Source organism: Luteibacter sp. 1214, from assembly GCF_031455395.1.
In the GTDB taxonomy this organism is placed as follows: Bacteria; Pseudomonadota; Gammaproteobacteria; order Xanthomonadales; family Rhodanobacteraceae; genus Luteibacter; species Luteibacter mycovicinus.
Genome location: NZ_JAVDSQ010000001.1, coordinates 627171 through 641807, shown reverse-complemented (window position 1 = coordinate 641807; position 14637 = coordinate 627171). Strand labels below are relative to the sequence as shown.

The 14637-nt window shown below is 67.0% G+C and carries 11 protein-coding genes; 8 read left to right on the top strand and 3 right to left on the bottom strand.

All coding sequences use genetic code 11. The features are described from left to right. Positions 1 to 2: 2 nt before the first annotated feature. The 8 genes from J2X57_RS02460 to J2X57_RS02425 are packed head-to-tail and all read left to right on the top strand — an operon-like array spanning position 3 to position 9123. Positions 3 to 767 (top strand): polysaccharide biosynthesis protein, encoded by a 765-nt coding sequence (locus tag J2X57_RS02460; RefSeq protein WP_239709009.1) that lies wholly within the window; start codon positions 3 to 5, stop codon positions 765 to 767. 28 nt (positions 768 to 795) lie between these two features. Then, the gene (locus tag J2X57_RS02455; protein WP_308847102.1) at positions 796 to 2160 is read left to right on the top strand and encodes an outer membrane beta-barrel protein; all 1365 of its coding nucleotides are present in this window, start codon (positions 796 to 798) and stop codon (positions 2158 to 2160) included. 2 nt (positions 2161 to 2162) lie between these two features. Then, the gene (locus J2X57_RS02450; RefSeq protein ID WP_309863398.1) at positions 2163 to 2882 is read left to right on the top strand and encodes an alpha/beta hydrolase; all 720 of its coding nucleotides are present in this window, start codon (positions 2163 to 2165) and stop codon (positions 2880 to 2882) included. Beyond that, positions 2882 to 3715 (top strand): alpha/beta hydrolase, encoded by an 834-nt coding sequence (locus tag J2X57_RS02445; RefSeq protein ID WP_036113551.1) that lies wholly within the window; start codon positions 2882 to 2884, stop codon positions 3713 to 3715. The genes J2X57_RS02450 and J2X57_RS02445 overlap by 1 nt, the downstream gene beginning before the upstream one ends. Further along, the gene (gene galE / locus J2X57_RS02440) at positions 3712 to 4716 is read left to right on the top strand and encodes a UDP-glucose 4-epimerase GalE (RefSeq protein WP_036113549.1); all 1005 of its coding nucleotides are present in this window, start codon (positions 3712 to 3714) and stop codon (positions 4714 to 4716) included. The genes J2X57_RS02445 and galE overlap by 4 nt, the downstream gene beginning before the upstream one ends. Next, positions 4713 to 6452 carry a hypothetical protein gene (locus J2X57_RS02435; RefSeq protein WP_309863393.1) on the top strand — a complete coding sequence of 580 codons (1740 nt, stop codon included), beginning with the start codon at positions 4713 to 4715 and terminating at the stop codon, positions 6450 to 6452. The genes galE and J2X57_RS02435 overlap by 4 nt, the downstream gene beginning before the upstream one ends. Further along, positions 6449 to 7996, top strand: a complete 1548-nt coding sequence (locus J2X57_RS02430) for an oligosaccharide flippase family protein (RefSeq protein WP_309863390.1) — start codon at positions 6449 to 6451, stop codon at positions 7994 to 7996. Before J2X57_RS02435 ends, J2X57_RS02430 begins: the two co-directional genes overlap by 4 nt. Continuing rightward, the gene (locus tag J2X57_RS02425; protein WP_043693773.1) at positions 7993 to 9123 is read left to right on the top strand and encodes a GNAT family N-acetyltransferase; all 1131 of its coding nucleotides are present in this window, start codon (positions 7993 to 7995) and stop codon (positions 9121 to 9123) included. Before J2X57_RS02430 ends, J2X57_RS02425 begins: the two co-directional genes overlap by 4 nt. A 66-nt stretch (positions 9124 to 9189) precedes the next feature. On the opposite strand, the gene J2X57_RS02420 is transcribed toward J2X57_RS02425, so the two are convergent. From J2X57_RS02420 to J2X57_RS02410, 3 genes are read right to left on the bottom strand one after another with little or no spacing between them, the layout of a single operon-like run. Next, a complete protein-coding gene (locus J2X57_RS02420; protein ID WP_309863387.1) occupies positions 9190 to 12276 on the bottom strand; it encodes a CusA/CzcA family heavy metal efflux RND transporter in 3087 nt (1028 codons plus the stop codon). Beyond that, positions 12276 to 13364, bottom strand: a complete 1089-nt coding sequence (locus J2X57_RS02415) for an efflux RND transporter periplasmic adaptor subunit (RefSeq protein ID WP_043693778.1) — start codon at positions 13362 to 13364, stop codon at positions 12276 to 12278. The genes J2X57_RS02420 and J2X57_RS02415 overlap by 1 nt, the downstream gene beginning before the upstream one ends. Further along, complete coding sequence (locus J2X57_RS02410) at positions 13361 to 14632, bottom strand: TolC family protein (protein ID WP_309863382.1); 1272 nt, start codon at positions 14630 to 14632, stop codon at positions 13361 to 13363. Before J2X57_RS02410 ends, J2X57_RS02415 begins: the two co-directional genes overlap by 4 nt. Positions 14633 to 14637 lie beyond the last annotated feature (5 nt).

Below are 14637 nucleotides of genomic sequence, written 5' to 3'. Positions count from 1 at the left end.
TCATGAACAAACTGGCCGCCGAACCCATCGAACCCGGGCATGCCGAGCACCCGCACGTCGACCCGCGTACCACGCCGGGTCACTCCATCGCGCGCATGCGCGAGGCGGACGGGGCGCTGGCGCCGATCGACTGCGAGCGCAAACGCCTCATCCATCGCGAGGAATCCGTCCGACAACAGTCCGATGCCTTCCGGGGGATCCGCACGCGGTTGCTGGAGATGGCGGGCGAAAACAACTTCATCACCCTGGTCGTCGCGGTGAGCCCGCGGTCGGGAGCGAGCTTCGTGACGCGCAACCTGGCCACCGCGTTCGCTTTCGACGAGTCGAAGACGAGCTTGCTGGTCGACTGCAATCTGCGCTATCCGAATCAGCACAAGGCGTTCGGTATCGAGCCACACACGGGCGGTCTTATCGATTTCCTCGAGCATCCGTCACGCGGCATCGCCTCGATCATGTATCCGACCGGCGTACCGCGGATGCGCCTGATTCCTGCCGGCAGGTCGCGCGAGAACAGTGGCGAGTACTTCTCGTCGTTCCGCATGCGCGCCGTGCTCGACTCGTTGCGTTGTCGCTACAGCGACCGCTACCTGTTCCTCGACGGTCCGTCCGTCAAGGGCTCGCCGGATGCGCGCATCCTGGCCGATCTCGCCGACTTCGTCGTGGTGGTCGCGGGCTATGGACGCGATACGCCCGCGGCGATCAATCAGGCGGTGGCGAATTTCGATCCGGCCAAGCTGGCGGGCGTCGTCTTCAATCAGTCGCCGTGACGCGGACCGAAGGGCAGGGGGAGGGATCATGCCGGCATCGACCAGGCTCGCGCAGGCCATCGTGATCGGGCTCGCGGTCGCACCGACGGCGGTGCTTGCCGGAACCTTCGATTACACCCTGTATGGGGGCATCGAGCACAGCAACAACATTGCCTTGTCGTCGGACCGGCCCCTGAGCGAGAACGTGCTGACGCCAGGGGGGACATTCCAGTTCACGCAGCTCGGTTCGACGTTCCAGGCCAACGTGGCGGGAACCTTCGAATACCGCAAGTACCTCGAAAACCACTTCGATTCGCAGACGCAGACACAGCTCGGCGCGCAGGCCAACTGGACGATCGCCCCGGAGCGGCTGGACTTTTCGGTCGAGGACTATGCGGGCGTGCAGCCCGTGGATCAGTTGTCGGCCGACTCGCCCGACAACCAGCAGCAGACCAACGTGATCGTGCTCGGCCCCACGCTGCGCATGCGCTTCGGCGATGCGGCGCGCGGTCAGTTCGAACTGCGGTACATCAACAGCTACGCATCGAAGGTCGATGAGTTCGATTCGTCCCGCGGCATGGCGGCTTTTCGTGTCTATCGCGACCTGAGCCCGACCGATCAGCTCTCCGGCAACGTGGAGTTCCAGCGGGTCGGTTTCACCCATCAGCCGAGCACGGCCGATTACGATCGCAAGGAGGCCTTCGTGCGCTACACGAGCACGTTGGCGCATTTCGATGCGGACGTGCTGGTGGGCGGTACGCGACTGTCGTTCGACCAGGGGCGCAGCACGTCGGCTCCCGTCGTACGACTGCAGGTCGGCTGGCAGCCGACCCTGCGCAACGCACTGACCGTGGCGGGTGCCTACCAGTATGCCGACGCCGCGCAGGATCTGATCACGACGCCAGGGGCCTATGGCGCGGGCCTGACCGCCGATCGCGCCGAGGCGATCGATCCGTTCGCCAACACGGGCGGACTGGGAAGGGGGGCGACCGGCACGGGCATCGGCGTGGGCAGCGCGGTGATCGGCTCGGAGGTGTACAAGGAGCGCCGTCTCGAAGCGACCTGGAACTGGCGCGGTGAGCGGCTGACCATGACCGTATCGCCGGCCTTCAACAAGCTGAGTTATCTGGACGATCCCACCTTCGACCAGACCGGACGCGGGCTGAGCGTCGGTGTCGGCTACCGCCTCAACCCCACGCTGACCCTCTCGGGCTTCGCCACCTACGACCGCGTGACCTACGACACGCTCAGCCGTAAGGACAACACGGTCCGGCTGGGCCTGGACCTGGGCAAACAGATCAATCGGCACTGGAGCTGGCACGCCTCCGTCGCACGCGAGCGGCGTACGAGCGATGCCGTGGGCCAGAGCTATCGCGAGGCGGAATTCTTCATCGGCGTGGTCTACCGGAGATGAGCATGCATGGCGACCTCGACCTGCCGTTCTTTTTCGGTGCCGACGACGGCCTGTTCGGCATGTATCACGCGGGTACGCCGACCGCGCGTCGCGCGTTGCTGATGTGCCCCTCGCTGGGGCAGGACCTGATCCGCTGCCATCGCCTGTATCGTCAGCTCGCGCAAGCGCTGGCGATGCAGGGCGTCCCCGTGTTGCGCTTCGACTACCACGGTACCGGCGACGCCGCTGGCAGCAGTCGCGAGGTGGACTGGTCGCGCTGTGTCGAGGACACCGTGACGGCCGCCGCGGAGCTGCGCGGACGCGCCGGTATCGACCGCGTCGTCGCCTTCGGTGCACGGCTGGGTGGCAGCATCGCCATGGCCGCTGCGGGTCGGGCCGGTTTCACGGAAGTCATCGCATGGGATCCCGTGCTCGATGGCGGCGATTACGTGGCGGCACTGGACGCCATGCAGGCCGCCCTGCGCGAGGACGGCGAGCGCTTTACGCGACCGCGCAGCCAGGCCGATGTGGCCGAGCAATGGCTGGGCTTCGACATCGGCGACAGCTTGCGGCGTCAGCTCGGCGCGTTACGCGTCGCCACGCCGGCCGTGCCTACGCTCGTACTGGATGCGCAGTCGCTGGGTCAGTCCACCCCGTGGAACGACTTGCGGCGACTCGAGACCGCGATCCTGTCGCAGCCGCTCATCCAGGCGGTCACCGGTCGCCTGAAGGAGGTCGCGTGATGCGTGAGGAAGCTCATCGATTCGGTCGTGCAAGGCACCTGGTCGGTATCGCGGGTGTGCCGGAAGGCGCGCGCGGAGAGACCGGGGTCATCGTGCTGAACGCGGGACTGGTGCATCGCATCGGTCCCTTCCGGCTGCACGTGGAACTGACCCGCCAGCTCAACGCGGCTGGCTACCCGACACTTCGCTTCGACATGTCGACGCTCGGCGACAGCGGTGCCACGGGCGGCGGCATGACCCGTACCCAGCAGGTCTGCGCGGATCTCGACGACGCGATGGTTCTGATGAAAAACCGGGCGGGGTGCGAGCGTTTCGTGCTGGTCGGCCTGTGTTCGGGCGCGCAGAACGCACATGTGGTGGCATCGACCGATCCGCGTGTCTCGGGAGCGGTATTCCTCGACGGATACGCGTATCGCACGCTCGGCTACAAGCTTCGTCACTACCTGCCGCGTGTGGCGGATCCCGGCCGCTGGGCGCGCTGGCTGCGCGGGCGTCCGGGTGGAGGCGGCGCCGACAAGGCGGCACCCGAGCCCGTGTTCGCGGTGGCACCCGCGCCCCGCGATCAGGTGATCGCCGATTTCACCGGCATGGTGGGGCGGGGCATGAAGCTCTATCTCGTCTACTCGGGTGGCATCAGCAACTATTTCAATCACGCGCGTCAGTTCCGCGAGTGCTTTGGCAAGGTGATGAGCCATCCGGCGGTCACCACGCGGTACCTGGCCGAGACCGACCATACGTACATCCTCACCGGCGACCGCGCCCGTCTGCTCGACGGCATCGGCGGCTGGCTTGCCCGCAACTTCCCACCGGCCACGGCCGGGAGGTCTCCATGAATACGGTCCTGGTCACCGGCGGTGCCGGTTATATCGGCAGCCACACGGTGCAGCAGCTGGTCGCGCGGGGCGACCGGGTCGTCGTGATCGACAACCTCTCCACCGGATTCCGCGAGGCCGTGCGCGGCGCGTCCCTGGTCGAAGGCAATGTGGGCGACGGCGACCTCGTCTCGCGGGTTCTGGAAGCGCATCGCGTCGATGCGGTCCTGCACTTCGCGGCACATACGGTGGTGCCGGAGTCGGTCAGCGATCCGCTGAAGTACTACGGCAACAACACCTGCAATACCCGCAACCTGCTGGCGGCGTGTGCGGCGGCCGGCGTGGACAAGTTCATCTTTTCGTCGACGGCGGCGGTCTACGGTGCCACGGAAGCCGGCGTGGCGGACGAAACGACGCCGACGTGTCCCGCCAATCCTTACGGCACGTCGAAGCTGATGTCCGAAACGATGTTGCGCGACTGGTGCGCAACCGGAGCGATGCGGCATGTCATCCTGCGCTACTTCAATGTCGCCGGTTGCGACCCGCTCGGACGCATCGGCCACAGCACTCCGCTGGCCACGTTGCTGATCAAGGTGGCGTGCGAACACGCCGTGGGTAAGCGTCAGTGCGTGTCCATCTACGGCACCGACTACGACACGCCGGACGGCACGGGCGTGCGTGACTACATCCACGTCGACGATCTGGCCGCCGCGCATCTGAGCGCGCTGGATCATCTGCGCGACGGTGGCGATTCACTCACCCTGAACTGCGGCTACGGGCACGGCTACAGCGTGCGCGAGGTCGTGGATGCCGTGGCGCGCGCGGGCGGCCATGCGCTCAACGTGCTGGAACTGCCGCGCCGGCCCGGAGACATCGGAAAGCTCATCGCCTGCAGCGACCGGCTGCGCGACGTGCTCGGCTGGCGACCGCGCCACGACGATCTCGACTTCATCGTCCGTACCGCGCTGGACTGGGAGTACCGCCTGGCGGGGCTGCACGCGCCTGTCGCGTCGGTCGCATGAACGCACGTACCTTCCAGCGTCGGCGCGGCTGGCACGGGATCGTGCGCGAGACACGGCGAGCGACGCCGGGCGCGTCTCAAGCGATGTCCCGCCACGTGCTCATCGTCATCGGCCTTCTGCTTGCCGCCGTCGCGGCGGGCCTGTCACCCGTCCGCGGCGCGTCACCCGCTCCGGCAGGAGCGACCCTGGTCGCGAAACGACCTGGCCCCGGTACCCAGCAAATCACGGTAACCCGCCGCACTTCCGACACGGCCTCCGTCCAGGTCACCGTAGGCATCCCTTTCCCACCCGGCACCCTCCGCGACCCCAGGCTCCTGCGCATCGTCGACGTCAAAGGCAACGAAGTCCCCGCGTCCGTCATCCCGACCCTCCAGTGGCACACCGGCGCCGGCGGCATCCGCGCCGTCCGCGTCCAGTTCCGCGCCACCGCCGGGATTTATCGCTTCGAACTCGGCACACCTCGCGCGATGGACGCTCCCGGCTGGCCCTACGCGCAAGGCCTGATCGACGACAGGCCCAAAGCGATCGCCGCGCTCACGCCCGAATGGCTCACCGCCTCACTGATCGCCGGCCCGCAGTCGGTGGCCGACCGCGACGAAGCCTACGCGCGCTACGTGGATGCGCAGTTCCGCTGGGCGAAGGAACTTCCGGTCAACGACACCACCGCCTGGCTCTTCGACCGGCCTTCCACGTTGTTCAAGGCGTACGTGCGCACCGGTCGCGCCGATTATCTCGAGGCGGCCGAGGCGAGCTATCGCTGGTACATGGCGGGTATGAAGCGTGACGGCGTTCCAGTCAGCCCCTCATGCGCCGGGGGATGGCTGCCTGACGGCAAACCGTGCGACGTGAAGTACGTCTATATCGAACCCATCCTGCTCGCGGTCGCCCTGAGCGGAGACGACTCGATGCACGACGCCGCCCTCGTCGGCAAGATGGCCGACCTCTGGCACAGCGGCGGCTGGAACGGACCGCCAGGTCCATACAGGCACCCGACTGACTACTTCACCGAGCGACTTGCCGGCCTGGGTCTCATCGAGACCGTTGCCGCGTACGAGCTCACAGGCGATGCACGTTATCGCGATCGCGTACTCGCTCGCGTCGGCTGGCTCGACGAGCAGCAACGACATAACCCCGACGGGCTCGGCGACGACGGCTCCTGGCGCAACAGCTGGAACGTGCATGAAAACGACCCCGACGGTGCCGATGACGTGCGCGGTGCCTCGCCGTGGATGAGCGAGAACATCGTGGACGGTCTCTGGCATGCATGGCTGGTGACGCAGGATCCGCGCATTCCCCCGATGATCACCGCCTTCGGACGCTACCTCGAACGTTACGGCTGGATCGACCCGGCGTTGCTCGTGCATCCGCATGACTGGCGCAACGAATGCTCGGGGCCGGGCGGGCAGATCGCCTGGTACTGGTCGTCATCGAAGGCGACACCGGCAGCCCTGATGAAGATCCAGGAGTCGGAGGGCTGGTACAGCGACGGGCACAATGTCGAACTGGGCCTCCCCGTCGCGGCTGCCCACTACTTCGAGACGGATCCGGCGCAGGCCGCGCTGCTGAAGAAGCGGTTTGCCGCCTTGTCGTCGTCGTACGCACCGTCATGCGCGGCCATCTCGGACACGTTGCGCCGGTTCAACTGGAACAACCGCGGTGCGGGCGTGGCGCAGTGGATGATGCGCCAGCCGGCGGGTGCGGGGCTGACCGACTCGCTTGCGCGGACGTCGCCATGACCCGCCGCCTCGATGTCCTGCGCAGCGTGGGCATCGTCACCGTGTCCACGTATATCGAGTACGCGCTTGGGCTGCTGATGAGTGTGTGGATCGCTCGCGCCCTGGGTCCGGGCGACTTCGGCCGCTATGCGTTCACCGTGTGGCTGTGTGGCTGGCTGATCGTCTGCTCCAACCATGCGCTGACCACGTCATCGACCAAGTTCATCGCCGAGGCGGATGGCATGGGCGACCCCGGGCTCGCGTCCAGTCTCGCGGCGCGCTTTTCACGCATCCAGACGTGGAGTTCGGCGAGCGTCATCGGTCTGTTCCTCGTGATCGGCTGGTCGTTCCGGCCCGCCGAGTGGGATGCGTCCCTTCTACCGATCATGGCGCTGGTCGTCGTGGCCGTGGTCGCGAAGGCCAACTATGCGATGCTGGTGGCCATCGGCAAAGGACAGGAACGCTTCGAGCCCGAAGCGGTGGCGACGGTGATCGGCGGCATCCTGGGGATGTCGCTCGTGCTTGCGGCCATGCTCATGCATGCCGACCTGGTCTCGTTTGTCGCGCTGTTCGCGGTGGCGTGCCTGATCCTCAACCTGGTCAACCGGCTGGTCTACCGCCGTTATTGCCGGGATTTCGCTTCCGGACCGATTCCTCCCACGCTGAATGCGCGGGTGAACCGCCACCTGAAACTCACGGCCGTGCTGGTGCTGATGGGCTCGTTTCGTGTGGGAACGATCGAGATCTTTCTGCTCAACACGTTCTCGGGATCGGTCGCGGTGGGTTACTTCGCGATTGCGGGCACGCTGACGCGCGGCGCGGTGCAGTTGTTCTCGGTCGGGCTCACGTCGACGCTGCTTCCCTACATGGCCAAGTCGTACGGGGAGAGCGGCAGTGCGCGCGCGGCGCGCTTTCTTGCCGAGGCGACCCGGTTCTACTGGGCGGTGGGCATCGCCATCGCCGGGCTCGGCCTGGTCACGACGCCTGAGATCGTCCGCCTGATGTACGGCACGCGCTATCTGGATGCGATTCCCGCGATCGAGGCCACGCTGGTGCTGGGTGGCCTGCTGTTGATCGGCAACGGTATCGCGGCCTTTCAGACCGTGGTGGACCGGCAGGACGACCGTGTACGCATCGCCACTATCGCACTCGTCGCCAACGCGGTTCTCGGTCTGGCGCTGATTCCTGTTCTCGGGCTATCCGGCGCAGTCGTGACATACGCGGGGACGCGTATCGTCGAGATGGTGCTTGCGGTGCACTACCTGCGCAAGGCGACCAGCGGCGCACTGCCGGTGGCGGCCATGACCCGCCTGTTCGCAGTGGGCAGCGTGGCGACGCTGGCGGCATGGGCGACCACCGCCGCCATACCGTCACGGGTCGGCTTCCTCGGCGGCTGCGCCGTGTTCGTTGTGCTTTACGTGCCGGGTAGCGTCCTGGTTCGTTACTGGACCGGAGACGACGTGCAGCTGATGGCCGGCATCGGCCGACGCCTCGGCCGGCCGGGTCGCTGGTTGATCCGTGCCCTCGAATTCATCCCGCCGGCAGTGTCCAAGGCCAGCCCATGAGTTACGTCTGTTGCATCGTACGTTCCCTCGAGACCTTGCGCGGCTACCGCGATGAGCTGGCCCGCGTCGCTGAACTGCCCGGCGCGGCCAGCGGTATCGTGCAGCATCCGGACTGGATCGCATATGAGGTCGAGAGTCGCCGGGATGGCACCGTGCCGCATGTGATCGTGGTGCGCGATGCCGGGGGGAGGGTGGTCGGCTACGCACCGTTGCTTGCGATCGAACACACGGCGCGGCTGGATCTCGCGGGGCGGCGTGTGCGCCTCTATCGCGGGGCGGCGTTGCGATTGCTTGGGTCTGGCGTCGTGGCCGGGGAGGCCGAGCGCGGCGTCGTCAGCGTCGCCGTGTCACGCCAGCTGGCGGGGGACAGTAGCGTCCGTGTGGTGCGCGTGCAGGAGGCGGACCTGCCCAATCCGTTTGCGGACTCACTTGCTCGCGGCGGGTTTCATACGGTGGCTGCGCATCTGCTGGATCAGCTGCACTGGTCGATCGATCCGCAGGTTTCGTCGGAAGCGTGGCTTTCGGCGATGGACAAGAAGAAGCGCACGGATCTGACCCAGCGTGTGGGCCGCGCCTATCGGAAGCTCGGCTGCGACGCGGCCTTGCGCACGTTCGACCGGCCCGAGGACATGCCCGAATACTGCCGCCTGATGAACGAGGTGTACGCGAAGACCTGGCACCATGACGACCTGCCGATGGACTGGGAGGCGCCTGAGCGGGTCGCGTTGTTCGAAAGGCTTACCGCCGCCGGGCAATTGATCGGTCATGTCGTGCTGCGCGACGGCAGACCGCTGGCCTACGTCCACGGTTATCGCCTCGGGGGAACCTACCTCGTTGACGACCTCGGCTATGACGAAGAGGTGGCGAAGGTCGGCATCGGGTCGGTGGCCGTGTTTCAGGCCGTGCGGGCGCTGCTCGATCGTTTCCCTGGCGAGCGGATCAGCTTCGGCTACGGAGATAACCAGTACAAGCGACTGCTGGCGACGCGCGCGGAGGCTTGCGGCTCGTTGTACGTCGTGCGCGCGACCCGTGCGACGGCGGGCTTCCGGATGTATGCGCCGGTGCGATGGATTTACCGGGGACTGCATCGCGTTCGCTCGGATCTGCGGGCACGTCGCAAGGGCTGAGCCGGGACGGCCCTCGAGACGAGGGCCGGTGACGACTGCGGTGGGCCTCCACCGCAGCCGGACGGTCTAGCGGCGTCGGGCCCTTGCCTCCATCCATTCGTACACCACCGGCAACAGCACCAAGGTCAGGAGCGTCGAGGTGATCAGCCCGCCGGCAACGACGGTGGCCAGCGGTCGCTGCGTCTCAGCGCCGACGCCGCTGGACAGCAACATCGGTAGCAACCCGAGGATCGCCACCGTGGCAGTCATCAGCACGGGGCGCAGACGCAGCGCGCTTCCGAGCAATACTGCCTGGCGGAGGTCACCCCCTTCGTCACGCTGCCGGTCCAGAAAGCTGACCAGCACGATGCCGTTGAGCATGGCCACGCCGAATACCGCGATGAAGCCGACCGCGGAAGGTACGGAGAGATATTGCCCGGTGATGAACAAGCCGATGACGCCGCCGATGACTGCGAACGGCACGTTGGCAAGAATCAGCGCCGCATGCCGGAATGAGCTGAACGCGGTATAGAGCAGCACGAAGATGCAGAAGATCGTCAGCGGCACGATCAGTGCCAGACGCTTCATGGCCCGCTGCTGGTTCTCGAATGCGCCGCCCCACTCGGTGTAATAGCCTGTCGGCAGGGTGAGTTCCGAGGCCAGCCGTGCCTCCGCCTCACGCACGAACCCGTCGATATCCCGGCCGCGCACATCGAGTCCGATGACGGCGAAGCGTTGCAGCGCCTCGCGGCGGATGAACGAATACCCCTCAGCCTGGGTGACGCGGGCGACCTGGGACAACTGCACCAGCGCGCCGGTCGGGGTGCGTAGCGGAATGCGCCCGATCGTTCCCGGCGAGGCCTTGCTGGCGTCGTCCAGTCGCACCGCGATGTCGAAACGGCGTACACCGTCGATAAGGCTGCTGACGGGTTCGCCACCGATACCGTTGCGAACCACGGTGAGTACATCGTCGGCATTGAGCCCGTAGCGAGCCAGGGCGGTGCGGTCGACCTCGATGCGCAGCTGCGGTTTGCCGAGGTTGGCTTCGAGCGCCAGGTCGGTTGCGCCCGGTACCGTCGCCAGCACGTCGCGCGCCCGGGCACTGAGCCGGTCGAGTGTGGCCAGATCGGCACCGTAGATCTTCAGCGCAAGGGTGGCGCGGACGCCGGAAATCAGCTCTTCGATGCGCATTTGGATGGGCTGGGTGTAGCTGACGACCGCGGTAGGCAGGGCCTCGGCGAGTTCCTCCTGCATCGCCGCCTCGATGGACTCGAGCGTCTGGCCATCGCGCCATGCCGACGCGGGCTTCAACGGGGTGTAGACCTCCATGTAGTTCACGTCCGCGGTTTCACCTTTCTCGGCGCGTCCGATCATGGCCAGCGTCGTTTCGACCTCGGGTACGTTGGCCTTGATCCGCTCGGCGACCTGACGCGAAAGGTCGATCGACTCCTCGAGAGAGGCCGAAGGGATCGACGTGATCCGCCACATGATGGCGCCCTCGCGCAGGTTGGGCATGAACTCCTTGCCGAGGAAGGGGATAAGGGCGAATGTGCCCAGAAGCACGACCACGGCGCCGCCCAGGACGATGCGCCGGTGGTCGAGCGACCAGTGCAGCAGATGCTCGTAGTGGCTCTTGAGCCAGCCGACTAGCCTCGTATCCCGCTCCGGTCCCGGCTTCAGAAGCAGAGTGGCGAGGACGGGGACCAGCGTCAGGGCGAGCACCAGCGAGCCCGCCATGGCGAAGCCGATGTTGAACGCCATCGGACGAAACATCTTTCCTTCCAGGCCCTGCAGCCCGAACAGCGGAAGAAAAACTACGATGATGATGAGGATCGCGAAGGCGACCGGTGTCGCCACTTCGCGAGCGGCCTGCAGCACGGCGGCGCCCCGGTCCACCGCGTCGCCTTGCGCGGCACGCTCGCCCATGATGCGGAGAGCGTTCTCCACCATGACTACCGCGCCGTCCACCATCATGCCGATACCGATGGCCAGCCCCGCGAGCGACATGAGGTTGGCGGACAATCCCCACCGTTCCATGCCGATGAACGCGATCAGCATCGCCAGGGGCAGGGTCGCAACGACGATCAGGGCGCTTCGCAGCTCGCCCAGAAAGAGAAATAGCACGACGGCGACCAGCAGGGCGCCTTCCAGCAAGGCGCGCGATGCCGTACCGACCGCCGCGTCCACGAGATCCGTGCGCTCGTAGACCGGTTTGACGACGGTGCCGGGAGGCAGCGCGCGACGCACCGTATCGAGCTTCGCCTTGACGGCGTCGACCACGCTCTTCGCGTTTTCGTCGATGCGCGCCAGTGCCTGGCCCAGGACGACCTCCTTGCCATCGCGCGTGACCGCGCCGGTCCGGGGTGCGCCTGCCTCCACGACGGACGCCACGTCACGGATGTACACCGGTGTGCCATCGTCGCTCTTCAGCACGATGGAGCCGATGTCCTCCGCGTTGCGCAGCAAACCGACGCCTCGCACGAGGTATTGCTCCCGGCCGATGTCGATCGCGTTGCCGCCGACCTGTGCATTGTTCGATTCGACGGCCTGCATCACGTCCCTGAGTGCGAGTCGGTGCGCGACCAGGCGCATCGGATCGACGCGGACCTGAAACTGTCGCTCCTGCCCGCCCCACGATGTCACGTCGTCGACACCGGGTGCCGTGCGCAGCACCAGGCGGACGGTCCAGTCCTGCAACGCACGGAGGTCCATGTCGGATGCGCTGCCGTCGTCGGTCTCGACGGTGTACCAGAAGACCTGTCCCAGGCCCGAGGTATTCGGACCCATCTCGGGCTTGCCATAGCCATCGGGTAAACGGGCGGCGACCTGTTGCAGCCGTTCGTTCACGAGCTGGCGGGCGAAGTAGATGTCGGTGTCGTCATCGAAGTAGACGGCGACGTACGACAGCCCGAACAGACTCACCGAGCGGATGGTTTCCACGCGGGGCAATCCCGCGAGGGCCGCTTCCACAGGAGTGGTCAGCAGGCGCTCCACGTCCTCGGCGGCCAGTCCGGAGGCCTCGGTGTAGACGTTGACCTGCACCGGCGTGACATCGGGGAAGGCATCGATGGGGAGCCGCCTCAGTGAGGCGACGCCAAGGGCGGCGATCGCCAGAACGCCCAGGATCACCAGCAGTTTGTAACGGAGGGAGAGTTCGACGAGACGGACGAGCATCAGTCGTCTCCCAGTTGTGAGCGCAGGAGGCGTGCTTTCAGGGCGAAGGCGCCTTTGCTGACGTAAGCGGCTCCCGCGGTCAGGCCACGGCGCACGACGGTCCAGCCGTCGCGTGTTTCGCCGACGTCCACCGCCATGGGCTCGAACGTTCCGGCCTCCTTGCCGCGCACGAACACCGTCGGTTCGTTTTTCAGCAACACCACGGCTTCCGCGGGCACGGCGAGAACGCTGGCGGTCGCCGAAGTGGCGATACGCGTTTCCACGAGTTCCCCCGGGTGGAGCAGGTCGTCCCGGTTGTCGACACGAAGGCGCACGCTGGTGGTGCGTGTGGCCTCGTCGGTCCGATGCGCGCGCTGGATGACGCTGCCGGGCCGTTCCGTTCCGTGCGCGACGATGGTTGCGGCTGCGCCGGGCCGTATCGCATCCGCGGCCGCGGGCGAGAGACGCGCCTCGACCCAGACGCTGTCCTCGGTGACCAGCGTGAACAGCGGTTTCCCCGCTTCGATGCGCTCGCCCACGAGGAAGTCGTCGGTCGTAATACGTCCCGCCTTCGGTGCGATGAGCTCGAACTGGCCGTCCGCGGCGGCCGAGCCCCGCGCGACGATGCGGGCGATCTGTCCGTCGGTCAGTCCGTAGGCACGTAACGCGGCGCGAGCCTGGTCGCGTGCGATCTTCGCTTCGCCGTAGCGACGTCCGGAGACGGCCTGGGGACCCAGTGCCGAAACGCGTGCCCAGTCCTGGCTGGCGACGATGAGGCGGCCCTGGGTTTCCGCCACCTCGATGCTCGACAACACCACTAGCGGGGTGCCGGCGGCGACCACGTCGCCGAGCTTCGCTTTTCGCTCGACGACCTGGACGGCGACGCGTGGCGAGACGAGCAGGGTGGAATAGGCGTCGACCCTGACTTCGCCCGGCGCGGTGAGGGTGTCGGTCAACTGGCGGGAGCGAAGCGTGTCGACGACGATGCCGGCATCGGCGATGGCGCGCGCGTCGAGTTTCAGCGGGTTTGCCGCTTCTTCGGCGCGTACGGGCACAAGGGACAGTGCCATTGCGAGCGCGAAAGCGATCTTCAGAAGGGGGCGATTCATGGGGTGGCATCCGTTGCGGGGCCGTCGATCCACTCGGGAAGACGGCCGGCGGCGGCGAGGTAGTCGAACCAGGCCTGCCAGGTCTGCGCTTCCAGCGTGAGCGTGGACAGCGCGGTATCGAGGTTCTGCTTGAGCTGGACGAGGTAGTCGGAGGTGTCGAGTTCACCGGCCTGCCAGAGGCGTTCGAGTAGCGCGGCGCGCTCGCCCAGGGCTCCCGTTCGGGCTTTGCGCAGTGTTTCCGCGGTGCTTCGTAATGCGCGATAGGTCATGGCGGTCTGACGTAGCGTCGCTTCCGCTTTCCATGCGGTCGCCTGTCGATCGGCGAGCGCGGCATCCGCTTCCGCCTGCGCCGCCATCACCTCTGCGCGGCCGGTGTTGCGCACCGGCAGCGGCATCGAGACGCTGATGCCGATGACCGGATCGCTCCGGCTACCGCTGCGGACCCGCCCGCCCGTGAGACTGATCGTGGGATCGGACAGCCGCGCGCGGCGGGCCACGGTGACGGCGGCATCGAGGCGTTGCTGCTCGGCACGGGCCCGCCGCAGTTCGAGGCGGTCGTCGAGGGCTTGTGCATCGATGCGATCGGGGCTGGCGGGCAGCGCTTCAGGTAGCGCAGGCCATCCGCCCGCCCGCCCGTCGTCTCGTTCGCCGCCGATAGCCGTCAGGGAGGCCAGCGCCGCCGCGAGTTGCCCCTCGATAGCGGCTTGTTCGATGCGCGCCTCGGCCAGTGCCTGCGCGGCCAGATCCCGCTCCGGTGCGCTGATGTCACCGACACGCAGACGGTCGGCGGCGAGATGGTCGAAGCGTGTCATCGCCACGACGCGTTCCTCGCCAAGGCTGCGCTGCCGCCGTGCGAATTCGGCCGAGGCCCACGCCTTGAGCCATTCGGCGGCGATATCGCGACGGCGCAGCGCGTAGGCGGCCTCGCTGACGCGTAAGGCGGCTTCGCCTTCGTCGACCCGGGCGCGTCGCTTATCGCTCAGATCGAGCGACAGGCTGGCCGATGCCGTGCGGCGATCCACGTCGGCGTTCTCGCCCTCGAGGGACAGCGTAGGGTTGTAGACGGGCTGCGCCGCGGCGCGGACACGGGCTTCGGCGGCGCGACGCTGGGCGTCCGCCGCCTGGATGGCTGGGTTGTCGGCCCACAACGCGTGGATGCGGTCACGCACGGCGGGCGATGCTCGGTCGAGTGGCAGAGCGCTCGCGTGGCCCGCGGCGCACAGGCACACGCACGCGGCGCCGGAAAGCGCGATGCGTAGAGAAAACATGGATG

Coding starts and splice junctions, on each gene's coding strand:
- J2X57_RS02430 (WP_309863390.1), top strand. CDS start 6,449: ATGACCCGCCGCCTCGATGTCCTGCGCAGCGTGGGCATCGTCACCGTG.
- J2X57_RS02415 (WP_043693778.1), bottom strand. CDS start 13,364: ATGAATCGCCCCCTTCTGAAGATCGCTTTCGCGCTCGCAATGGCACTG.
- J2X57_RS02450 (WP_309863398.1), top strand. CDS start 2,163: ATGCATGGCGACCTCGACCTGCCGTTCTTTTTCGGTGCCGACGACGGC.
- J2X57_RS02425 (WP_043693773.1), top strand. CDS start 7,993: ATGAGTTACGTCTGTTGCATCGTACGTTCCCTCGAGACCTTGCGCGGC.
- J2X57_RS02445 (WP_036113551.1), top strand. CDS start 2,882: ATGCGTGAGGAAGCTCATCGATTCGGTCGTGCAAGGCACCTGGTCGGT.
- J2X57_RS02420 (WP_309863387.1), bottom strand. CDS start 12,276: ATGCTCGTCCGTCTCGTCGAACTCTCCCTCCGTTACAAACTGCTGGTG.
- galE (WP_036113549.1), top strand. CDS start 3,712: ATGAATACGGTCCTGGTCACCGGCGGTGCCGGTTATATCGGCAGCCAC.
- J2X57_RS02460 (WP_239709009.1), top strand. CDS start 3: ATGAACAAACTGGCCGCCGAACCCATCGAACCCGGGCATGCCGAGCAC.
- J2X57_RS02455 (WP_308847102.1), top strand. CDS start 796: ATGCCGGCATCGACCAGGCTCGCGCAGGCCATCGTGATCGGGCTCGCG.
- J2X57_RS02410 (WP_309863382.1), bottom strand. CDS start 14,632: ATGTTTTCTCTACGCATCGCGCTTTCCGGCGCCGCGTGCGTGTGCCTG.
- J2X57_RS02435 (WP_309863393.1), top strand. CDS start 4,713: ATGAACGCACGTACCTTCCAGCGTCGGCGCGGCTGGCACGGGATCGTG.